Below are 10,713 nucleotides of genomic sequence, written 5' to 3'. Positions count from 1 at the left end.
CATTCGACTGTTCGGCTTGCGCAGGCCTCGAAGTCCGGACCTGTGCTGCTGCATAGCGCTTCATGGTGGACACCCCGATGGAGAGTTTCACGCGGTGCGCCCCCGCGGAATAACTCGCTCAACCCACTGATCGGGGAGTTAGAACACCGTGCTAGACGGCCCTGTGGCCTTTAGTTCCGAGGAACCTGGACATACGCCACAGGCTCCTCGACCGAAGGTCAAGGAGTGTGGCGCCGAATCGGCCGACACCAACCGCTAACAGGGGGTTCTAATCCCCAAGGCAGCGCGTACTGCCTCGCTGCCAAAGTTAGTTGAAATCCGCCCGCCGCGCAACCGAATTCTTTACAAGATTCAATAGCTTCGCTTTACGCGCGGACACTTGTCTCAAAAGCGAGAGGTCACGCTTCGGGCGGTAAAGTGGTCAGAAAACCAAAGGAGGTGCGATCAGCGGAACGCCCATTGCGAGGATTGTCTGCCCACTCTCCCGGAGGAATAGGCTACCGCAAGCTCCGCCCATAGGGGGTCCTGGGTGAAGCTGGAAAGGGGCCCGCAAGCGTCGATAATGCTCATCTTGCCGAACTGCCCGAGAAGCGTTTCAATTCCCCCACGGCTAAAAGCATTCAACAGCGAAAATGGCTCGCACGGCGAGGAGATGATGCGATGGCCCCAAACCCCCGGCCGTTCGTCCTTTGACAGTGCGTTGAGAAGCTGTGTGTCACGATGGTTGTTCCTCAACGCCTCGCAGAATGCCCAGCGCATCAACGGATAATAGATCGTATGCCGACTTCCACCCAGGACACGCACGCCAGGCAGGATCGACGTTACGATGAACATCAGCAGAAGGTTCGGAACGATCCGGCCAGTTCTCAGGGCCTCCACAAGACTTGGCGGCGAGAATTCAACACAGACATCATCTGTCTCCTTCGACCGGAGGACCCTGCCATCCAGCCAAAGTGGAAAAAGCCGCCCTTCAATGCAGCCCCAGAAAAAATGCGTCGAGTTTTTCAGCCAGCCTCGCCAAGCCGTGTCAGCGAGTTGATCGATGAAATGGATGAGGCGCATCGCGAATGCTCGGTCCTCGATCAACGAGGCTCGCAGCCAGGACCGGCCATCGGAAAGGTGGTCCGCGACCAGATCGGCAACGTCGCTATCATCAAGCTGAAGAAAGTCCACCTGGCTCTCAGAATACCGCTTCCAGAGGCAAAGATTTGCCGCTTTGATCGCCTCTGCCGCCGACTGGAATTCGCCAAGAGGCAAAAGGTCTCGCAAGTAGGAAATTGCCTCCGAGTCATCACCGGGCCTGTCGACGTTTTGAAGATGGAATCTGTAGCAGCCGTTTCTGCCAAGAATGCTGTAGGGGATCATTTTGCTGCGCGACAGGCCGAAGACATTGACTGCATCGCCATCGACGTGGAGCCAGGCCGGACCCTTGCGACCGCGTTCTACGAACTTCACTGTCGAGCAAGCGTAGGAGATATAGGATGTCCTGCCATGCGCGCGAAGTCCCATCAGGGAGAACAGATGGGTGTAAAATGCGTCAGGCTCGATCAACAGGTGGAGGTGGGGGCCACACTGCAGCACCGGAGCGACTTCGATTTCGGCTTGAAAGCGCGTCACGGCCCCTGCTGAATAACCCTGACGTTGCGCGACGGCCGCCACGCGTGACCGCAATAGAGACATTGCCTGGCTTCGCGCGACGCACCCCGATTGATCCGATCCAACCGAGAAAGCCGCCTTTGCGTAGTCGTTCAGCGATGCCTGCTCAAACTGACGCAACCAAGGGAATAATTCAAAAATGAGGGCCAACACCTCACCTTTTGAAACCAGGTCACTATTGGGCGACGTCTCCATCCTCAGACGAACCGCCTTTCCACCGGCGCTCCCCGATCCATGTTAAAGTGAAAGAAGAGCGCGACGGTCACCATCAGCGCCCCGAAGAGGCCGAAAATCCCCGAAGGTGGAATTGCGTCTCCGATCGTCCCGATGATGCCATACGCAAGAAGCCCTATCGAAACACAGATCGTGTGGATCTGGCTTCGCGCCCGCCCCAACATGTCAATCGAAACAGTCGATTGAACCCGTACATCGATCAGGATTCGCGTGACATTGTAGCAGAAGCCAAGCAACACCAGTTGAACGAGCGCGGACAAAAAGCTCTGGAAAACAGGAAAGCCCAACAGAACAATGCCAGCGAGCGCCGACTGGAAGAGGATGCTTTGTCGTCGCGAACGCGCCCTTCTGAGAAGAAGGGTTGAACAGCCCGCAATCGAACCGAGGGCCCAACCTGCCTCGAGATAACCGAACTCTAGCGCCGACCCCATGAGTTCACGGGTGACATATGCGGCGCCCAATACACTCACAAGCATGCCCATCGCATAGGTCAACGCATACATGACGGCGGTGGTCTTCAGTGAGTGAACGACGAAGGTCATCGGCAACAGATCCATCCGACGAATGCTCTTTGCCTGCAAATCCGATCGAGAACGAGAAAGCGGCAGTCGGCCGAGTGCCAGCAGCCCCAACAGTGATAGGCCGAAAAAGGCGCCAGGGAGGATCGACGTCAGATTCATCCCGATGGCGGTTAAGCTGTACCCGGTGACGATGGCGGCGATGAGATTGCCCGCCTGCATCGCAATATAAGACGCCGAATTGAATGAAGTGAGGTTTTTAGGACGAACGATGTCTGGAATGATGGCCTGCAGCGCAGTCGAATAGGTTCTGTCGAGGAACGCGAAGATGGTCCACGATAGGCAAAGAACATCAAGTGGGTGACCGAACGAGAGACCAATGCCCGTTGAAAATATGAGGATCAACCTGGATAAATCGCAAGCGATACAGACGAAGCGACGATCAAATCGATCAACTAGAACCCCACCAACATTGCTGGTGAGCAACTCGGCGGCACTGCCGAGCGCCAAAAGGATGGCGAGAGCGCTCGTGCTCTTGCTGACATCTGTCGCAACCCATGCCGCCAGCACGAAGTAGACATTGCGGCCGGTGGCCGACGCCAGAACACAGAAGAGATAGATGCCGCGAGAGGCATAATACCCCATGCCGCTGCTTTCTGTCGCGCCCACTTCATCCACACTCCCTACTGGCAGGTTCATGGGGACATGCTATTCTTCTGAATAGCTGGCGGCTTTCATGAATTTGATATTATCTCTCGTCCAGAACCAGCTATTCTTTCCAGAGCGCCCGGTACTCGGCAGGGGAAAATCCCGTCTCTCGGCGAAATCTGGTCGAGAGGTGGCTCCCGCTGGAGTAGCCACAGGCGATTGCGATCTCGGTCACGCTGATCGCAGTTGTGCGGAGAAGGTCGGTCACGCGTTCAAGCCGGCGCTGGTTATAGAAGCCATAGGGCGTCGAGCCTTGCGACTGCTTGAAAGCGCGGGAAAAATGCTCGTAGGTCAATCCCGCCTCTTCAGCCAGAGCGCGCACGCTCGGAGGTCGATCGATGTGAGCTTCAATTCGCCCTATCACCCGCTTGAGAACCGTAGGAGACAATCCTCCTCGAGACAATCTGCCAGATGTGCCGGAGCGGCGCTGCAGAAGTCCGAAGATAGCCGCTAGGTGCCCTTCAACGATCAGACTCCCTACGGAATCGTCGTGTGAAAGTTCTCCGGCAATCTGCCGCGCCAAGCATTGGATTGGCAGATCTCTAAATCCAAGCTCCGGACGTAAGGTGCCTACGCGCGGGAGCTTGGTCGTGAGGTTGGAAAAAAAATCCTGCGTCACGGTTATCATAAGATAACAACCCTCAGCATCGCCTTCATCCCAACCGCTCCAATGGCAACCGGGCGGAATGTAAACAAGCGAGCCGTCTGGACGCGGACTGAACTCGACTCTTCGTCCGTCCACAAAATTTTCGCCGGATGCCGCCGTACCCCTTATGTTGAGGAAGATCAGGTGGTCATCCGCGACAACGTCGATAACCTGTCGCCCGAGACTGCGCCGGCGAACGACATCTGCGCGGGCATGGCTCCAAAGGCCTTGCTGGTGAAGAATGATCTCCCCTTGTGACTTTTTCATCCTCTCGGGGTGAATTGATGGAATGATCCCCACTCGAAAGCTGCTCCCCTGAAAAACCGGTGTGGTAGCGACCCTACCTCACCCCAAGTTGTCAACAAGCCAGGCTTTAACCTCAGGTCGAATTTCATGTCAATTTCATGAAAACCAATCAAAATCGTGGATGCGAAAACATGACGTTCGCGATCATCTTCTGCCGACATCATCGCTGACGGCACAATCTTTTCGGGATGCGCGATTTCCCTCCTGAATCCCAAAAACGCGATGGTGCGAGAGAAAGGCAGGCTTTCGCATGCGTGAATTTGCCGACTTCATTGAGGAGTGCGACCGCGCCCCTCGCCTTAACGAGCTTTCTGAGTTTTTTTCGACCACCGCATCCGGTGAGGCCGGAATGCCTATCCGTCCGCCCGAGCTCGATCGCCGCTTGTTTCCAGTGGACATGACGTTCAGGCGCTTTTCAGCCCTTCATCCGCTGCGCCGAGGTCCATTCGATAAGCACTACTTGAGCAGCATACCCTACCGCCTCGAAGAGGAGTGCCGCATAGGCGGCGCGATCCTCAAATACGCGCGGGCCAGAAAGGGTCAACTGCAACTCTACACGCTAGGTACAGCCGAGGGGACGATGGCTCGTGTGATCGGCGAACTTGGCAAGGGCAGGATAGAAACGCTGTCATGCAGTCCCAACGTCGAAAACCTTAGAAGCTTCTATGCCTATGGCGTTCCTCCTCATGCCATGTTTTTTCACGGACCATTTCATCATTTGACATCGCAAAGGGTCCAAGAAGACGTGAAGCTCCGAAAGTTTGGCAGCGGTTTCGATATCATCCTCGAGGACACGACTTTCCAGATGTATTCGCCAAATCGCTTCGATCAGATCCGTTTCGTCTCGCAGCATCTCAAGACCAACGGGCTCTTCATGTTCGTCGAGAAGTTCAGGCATGAAGACGACGAGGAATATCGGCGGCGGGAACGCCAGAAGGACCATAGCTTCAAAGCTCGCTTCTTCAGCGCGTCAGATATTCGCGCGAAGGAAGAGACGGTGCTGACGCGAATGGATCGAAACGAAGTCACCCTTTCGGAGATGAGCGAAACACTACGCCGGTTCTTTGGACACTCATTCGTCACCTGGAACAGCGGCAATTTCTACACGCTTGTCTCCAGCAACAGTCAGCAGAATCTCGACCTATTCCTATCGAAGCTGTCCCCACCCGCGATTCCGGCAGAATATGTCTATGCGGACCTTCCCTACCGCCTTTATCCGGAATCCGAGGCAAGGCGGCTATCGGGGCGATCCTGGACCCTTTAGCGATTCCTCATCTTCACCGTCGCGTGAGCGCAACTGCGTCACGTCTTCACGAACAGGCAGGAACAGCATGAAGAAATCAATTGGCGAAGTCCGTCACTTCGTTGAGCTGAGCCCGCCGTGCAACGCGCATCTGGTCCTGCCACGAGCGCCATCATTCGCGGGTGAGGAAGATGTTCCAAAGTGCGTGCACGTCGCCGAGGCGTGTGTCGCAATCTCGCGCACGCAGCACGTTGCCGACAAGATCTGCACGCAAATCGAGGACTTCTACCAATCCCTCGTCTCCGTGGGACCTGACAGACTTCTAGCTTTCGAAGGTGGAGGCGCGATCATAAGGCCGACCAGTGAAAGCCTGTTCTTCACAGTTTCAGCGCGAGACCTCGTCACTTTCTGTGGCATCCGCGCGCTGCTGGAAGCAGGCTTGTTTCTGGCCACGTCCGTGTCCGAGGGGGCTATAGAGTGGCTTCACGCAGACAGCACGCGATCTGGTGAAACCTGCAATCGCCTCTACAACGACCGTTGCGGAACGGATGCACAATAATTTCGTCCGCTTCGCCACCCAAAGAAAGATCGATCTTCGGACAATCGGGTGATAGTGCTTTTTCAATCAACCATACATTTGTCCGCTCTCTTTTTCCCGACCCTCAGAGGTTGATGCCGCGACTGCGGTTGGCGGTCTGTTGGCGCCGCTCCACTATGATCTGCTCGCTGCTCTGCAGGCGGACAGTCTGCTGCAGGACCTTCAGCCGCTCCTGCATCGCCGCGAAAGCTCCGCGCTGCGCCGGTGGCACTACGTTGGCGATATCCTTATCGCCTCGGACGAGGGCATTGCGACCAAAGCGCTCGTCGAGCGCTCGGCTGACAGCGGCAAACTCCCGGCCAATGCCCGGATCGAGGGAAGCGGCGGAAACACTCAGCTTCCTGCTGTCCTTGCTCACCTCGACCGTCAGGTGCGCCAACGCCTCTTCCGCAGCTTTCGAAAGAGCTGGAATGGCAACCGCCATGCGCCGCCGTTCGTCCGTGATAGCCTGGCGTTCGGCATCGAGGGCATTGAGGTGGGCCGCACCGAGCGCGCGCAGGCGCGCTGCAGCTTCCGGCACGGCCGCCACAGCCTCTTTCCGCTCTCGGCCAGAGGTCAGCATCCGGTCCATCAGGCGATCCGAACCACGCAAGGCACCATAGGCGGCAGGATTGTTGGTCACCGCGGCTCCAATGCGCTCGGCGGCAAAACCTTTCTGGAGAAGTTCCTCGATCTTGCCGACGACTTCAGCCGGATCGCGCCAGATTGTCGTTGCCGCGTTCGCCAGTGCCGCACGCTGCTGGCGATAGACAGGCGAAGCAAGAGCCCGAGATCGCGCCTCGTCGTCGATCGGAACCTTGAACTCGGTGACGGCGGCAAACATGGGCGGCATGATGATTTTCTCCGTCCCTGGCTCTTTGCTCAAATCGGCACTCGCGCCGGCGACGACCTTCGAACGATCCCGACGTTCGGCGAGGTGCTGCTCGTCGGCAAAGCGTCGCACGGCGTCGAACAAGCGGGTCAGCTTTCCGCGCCATTCATCCGTCAGGTCCTCCGGCATGCGCTCGACAATGTTGCGTTCAGCGATCGCATCCGCCTTCGCGCTAAATGCGCTCCAGCCAAAGCGGGCCGTCAAAGCTTCGCTCACCGCCTTGATCTCCCGCACCACCGATCGATCTTTGGCGGCGAGCGCAAAGGCCGTCTTATAAGCATCGTCCCCGCCCTGGCTGCGCACCGCCTCGATTTCCATCAGACGTGCCATGGCGCGTTCGGAGAGCGCCGGGATCGACAATGACATATGCGCGCGGCGCGTCTGCTCGCGCAGTTCGAACCGTTCGGCGTTCCTGCGGAACTCGGTCGCATGGGCACGGGCCATCGGAAGCAGTTCCTTCACGGCCGCGACAGCGAGATTGCGCTCTTCACGCGCCGCGCGTCCGTCGACGATCAGCTCGGAGCCACGCAGCCGGCCAAGCCGACCAGGGGCTGCCGCAAGGTCGTCGGCGAGCCTGCGGGGTGCGACCCCGATATCCGACGCCAGTGCATTCAGGGAGACGAGCGCTGCATCCGGATCCCGGTAGATCTTCTGCAGCAGCGGCCGCAGGATCACCTCCCGCTCCGTCCAGGCCGGCGACGCAAGCTGCGCCAACCGCGCATCCTCCTCGACGCTGCTGACAAAGGACGTGGCCGGCGGGATCAGATAGCGTGTTTCAGCAGCACTTGCGCCCGAGACGGAGTGGGATGCAGTTCGCGCGTCACTGGACGTCGCTTCGACCATCGTCTGGCTCCGCTCTTCATTGTAGGCGACCCGCCGTTCCCGCTCGATGGCAAAGCCGAGCGCCACGCTTGCCCTCTCCCAGAGCTTTTCCACCTGCTCCCGCTTTGCGGCAATCCACGCCCAGCGCCGGGTAAGGCTTTGCTCCATCTCGGCGGCGGCAAGCGAGAGATGATCAAGCCCGCGGCGCCGGGCGAAGTCGTTAGCGTGTGCGCGGTAACTGGCCTCGCTCTCAAAATCGAGCGTCGTCGTCTTGGCACCGGAGCGCGACAAGCGTTCGACGAGCGGATTGAAGAGTTCCGGCCGATGACTTTCCCGCTCGATGCGCTCCTGTCGTGCGCTAGCGGTCTCGACCTGGCTGGCCGTCCAGACGTTGCGATCGACCTCCCTCTCCTCGTAATGCTTGTGACCTGTCTTCTCGTCGACTACGGCAATCTGGACCTTGACCCGCTCGACACCATCCTTTCTGAGCGTCACGGTGTCGCCTTCCTGGATGCCGGCCTCCTCGAGTGCCTTCGGCAGGCTCACGCCCCAAAGCCGATGGACGGTTCCGTCGTCCGCCCTGACGTCGGCATAAGGGCTGTCGTCGGCATCCTCGTCATCAGGCCGGAATTTGGCTTCGCCGGTTTCGACAAGCTCGCCGGTCACACCCGTGGCATGATCGACACGCGGCTTGCGTCCCCATTCAGGTTTTGCCGCAAAATCTTCTTTGGCCGCATAAAGATCGACGCGGTCGCGATGCCTCGTCATCGACACATAGGTCAGATGCTGGTCCATCATCCCGGTTGCCAGCACGAAGGTGCGATCGACGGTAGCGCCCTGCGATTTGTGGATCGTTGCGGCATAGCCGTGATCGACATGTCGATAGCTGTCTTCGCTGAAGACGAGCTTGCGGCCGTTGTCGAGCAGAACCGAAAGCAGCGGATCTCCACGCTTGTCGCCGGTGGAGACGACGGTGCCGAGCATGCCGTTCTTCACATACTGTGGCCCGGAGTGCTTGGCGCGCGGCTCAAGGAAGCGAGCGTTCTCCAGGAAGATGATCCGATCGCCGGCGGCAAATTCCCGTACGCCCCGCTCGCTCCGGAAGCTGCGGCTTTCACTGAGCGCTCCCTCCTGCGTCATCACCGATCGCAGCGCCTCGTTCAACTTGCGAACATCGTCGTTGGTGTGGGCGAGCACCAGCAGTTCATCACCGCGAAGGCGGCCATCCCCGCCCTCAGACGTTGATCGCTCTATTGCCTCTCTGCGCGCAGCAGCCCAGTCGGAGACGATGCGATCGATCGTTTCCTCGCGTGACCCTGCCTCGACCAGATGGCCATGCCGGGCATAGGCGTCGAGGCCCTTCTCGACCTCGCCGCGGGCAAACAGCCGCGAGGCATTACGTGCCCAGGCCTCACGCTGGCGGCGCACGCCGACAAGCTCTGCAAAGCCGATGCGTTCGGTAATTGCCCGGAAGGCAGCACCGGCCTGGATCGGCTGCAGCTGCATCGCATCGCCGACCAGCACGACCTTTACCTCAGCCTCCTCGGCAATCTTCAGCACACGGGCCATCTGCTGCGAGGCCACCATGCCGGCCTCGTCGATCACCAGCACATCACCGCGATGGAGCGTATCGCGCCCATTGCCCCAGGCCAGTTCCCAGGAGGCAAGCGTCCGCGACTTGATGCCGGAACTGTCTTGCAGCCCTTCCGCGGCCTTGCCGGCAAGGGCTGCACCGATCACCCGGTGTCCCTCGCTCTCCCAGGCAAGACGTGCGGCAGCAAGCAGCGTCGATTTGCCGGCGCCGGCAAGGCCTACAATAGCGGCAATGCCACCATCACCGGTGACATGACGGACAGCATCGACCTGCTCTGCATCGAGCCGAAACGGATTCTTTGGATCGCCGCTCTCCACGCGTTCGATCGCCACCGTCACATTCCGCTCGGAAACACCGAAGCCGCGACGCTCCGACAAAACCCGCGCCGACTGCGCCATGTCGTATTCGATGCGCAGCATCTCCCGCGTCGTAAACACCGCGGGCTCCGACACCTTTCCTGTCTCTGCCTCGATCTCCTGCGGCTTCAGTATGACCAATTGGTCCGACGCCATCAGCCTGGCGCGGATGTTGGCAAAATCGGTGGGATCGTCGACGTAACGGTGCAGCGCCCTGGCGATATCCCTCTCGTCGAAGGTAGAGCGTTCATTGCCGAGCTGCTTCAGCAAAAGCTCCGGCTCTGAAAGCAGCCGATCGGCCATCTCCTGGCGGCGGGCGAGATCGGCCGGCGCGAAGTGGAGCTCCCTGCCCTTCCTCGCCAGCGCCGCCTTCTCCGGCCCGAGATGTTTTTGCGCGATCCCGTCGAGGCCCTGTTCGGCATAGGAGCGACCGTCGAGGCGGATGTCATGTCCGGCCAGCGCCAGATGCCGGTTGGCCGTTTCCGCCCAGGCGATCTTCCACGCTTTCATCGTTTCCTTGTCGCCCGCCCAGACTTTGTAGACGATCTTGCCGTTCGGGCGGTCCGGCGTGACGACACGCAGCGGCTTGCCACCCTCACCAAGCACTGGAACCTTCTTTGCCCCGAACCCCTCCTCCGTCGCCGGCCGGAGCGTCGTCATCAGGTGGATGTGCGGGTTGCCGTCCTTGTCGTGATAGACCCAGTCGGCGATCATTCCTTTCGAGGTGAGATTGTCGCGGACGAATTCGCGCACCAGCGTGATATTCTCGGCCCGCGTCAGCTCCTCCGGCAGCGCGATGATCAGTTCGCGGGCGAGCTGCGCATCTGCCCGCGTCTCGAAGGCGTCAACGGCATTCCAAAACACTTCGCTGGCCTTGCTGACGGACTGACCTGATATCGCCGACCGCAGCCAATCCGGGATCTCATCCGGCAGCGCCAGTTCCTCATACATCAGTTCGCCCGCCCCACCGCGATAGCTGAACGACGTTCCCGCCTGCTCGTCCATCATCCGGGCGCGGTGGCGATAGGCGGCAGCCGAGACGATGCTGCGTCCCGATCCCCTGCTGATCACCTGCGCTCTGACGAACATGATCGCCACTGGCGTCTCCAGACTGGCCCAAGCACGTCGCGACAGCGACGTATATTGCGCCCTCAAACAGAT

At 59.3% G+C, this 10,713-nt stretch carries 6 protein-coding genes; 2 read left to right on the top strand and 4 right to left on the bottom strand.

Features of this window, described 5'->3' with window-relative positions:
• Positions 1–444: 444 nt before the first annotated feature.
• The 3 genes from CO671_RS29110 to CO671_RS29100 form a co-directional block, all read right to left on the bottom strand.
• On the bottom strand, positions 445–1,851 hold the full coding sequence (locus tag CO671_RS29110) for a hypothetical protein (protein ID WP_012489507.1): 1,407 nt from the start codon (positions 1,849–1,851) through the stop codon (positions 445–447).
• 2 nt (positions 1,852–1,853) lie between these two features.
• Positions 1,854–3,107 (bottom strand): MFS transporter, encoded by a 1,254-nt coding sequence (locus tag CO671_RS29105; RefSeq protein ID WP_029875465.1) that lies wholly within the window; start codon positions 3,105–3,107, stop codon positions 1,854–1,856.
• 70 nt (positions 3,108–3,177) lie between these two features.
• Positions 3,178–4,029 carry an AraC family transcriptional regulator gene (locus tag CO671_RS29100; protein ID WP_157214064.1) on the bottom strand — a complete coding sequence of 284 codons (852 nt, stop codon included), beginning with the start codon at positions 4,027–4,029 and terminating at the stop codon, positions 3,178–3,180.
• Between the two features lie 289 nt (positions 4,030–4,318).
• Here CO671_RS29100 and CO671_RS29090 point away from each other — a divergent pair, with 289 nt between their 5' ends.
• Positions 4,319–5,332: a class I SAM-dependent methyltransferase gene (locus CO671_RS29090; protein ID WP_010007887.1), complete on the top strand. Its 1,014-nt coding sequence runs from the start codon at positions 4,319–4,321 to the stop codon at positions 5,330–5,332.
• A 67-nt stretch (positions 5,333–5,399) separates the two neighbouring features.
• On the top strand, positions 5,400–5,870 hold the full coding sequence (locus CO671_RS29085; RefSeq protein WP_012489503.1) for a hypothetical protein: 471 nt from the start codon (positions 5,400–5,402) through the stop codon (positions 5,868–5,870).
• A 103-nt stretch (positions 5,871–5,973) separates the two neighbouring features.
• Here CO671_RS29085 and traA read toward each other — a convergent pair whose 3' ends face one another.
• Complete coding sequence (traA, locus tag CO671_RS29080) at positions 5,974–10,650, bottom strand: Ti-type conjugative transfer relaxase TraA (protein WP_029875464.1); 4,677 nt, start codon at positions 10,648–10,650, stop codon at positions 5,974–5,976.
• Positions 10,651–10,713 lie beyond the last annotated feature (63 nt).

Source organism: Rhizobium sp. M10 (assembly GCF_002531955.1).
GTDB classification, from domain to species: domain Bacteria; phylum Pseudomonadota; class Alphaproteobacteria; order Rhizobiales; family Rhizobiaceae; genus Rhizobium; species Rhizobium etli_C.
This window is presented reverse-complemented; position numbering and strand designations above follow the sequence as displayed.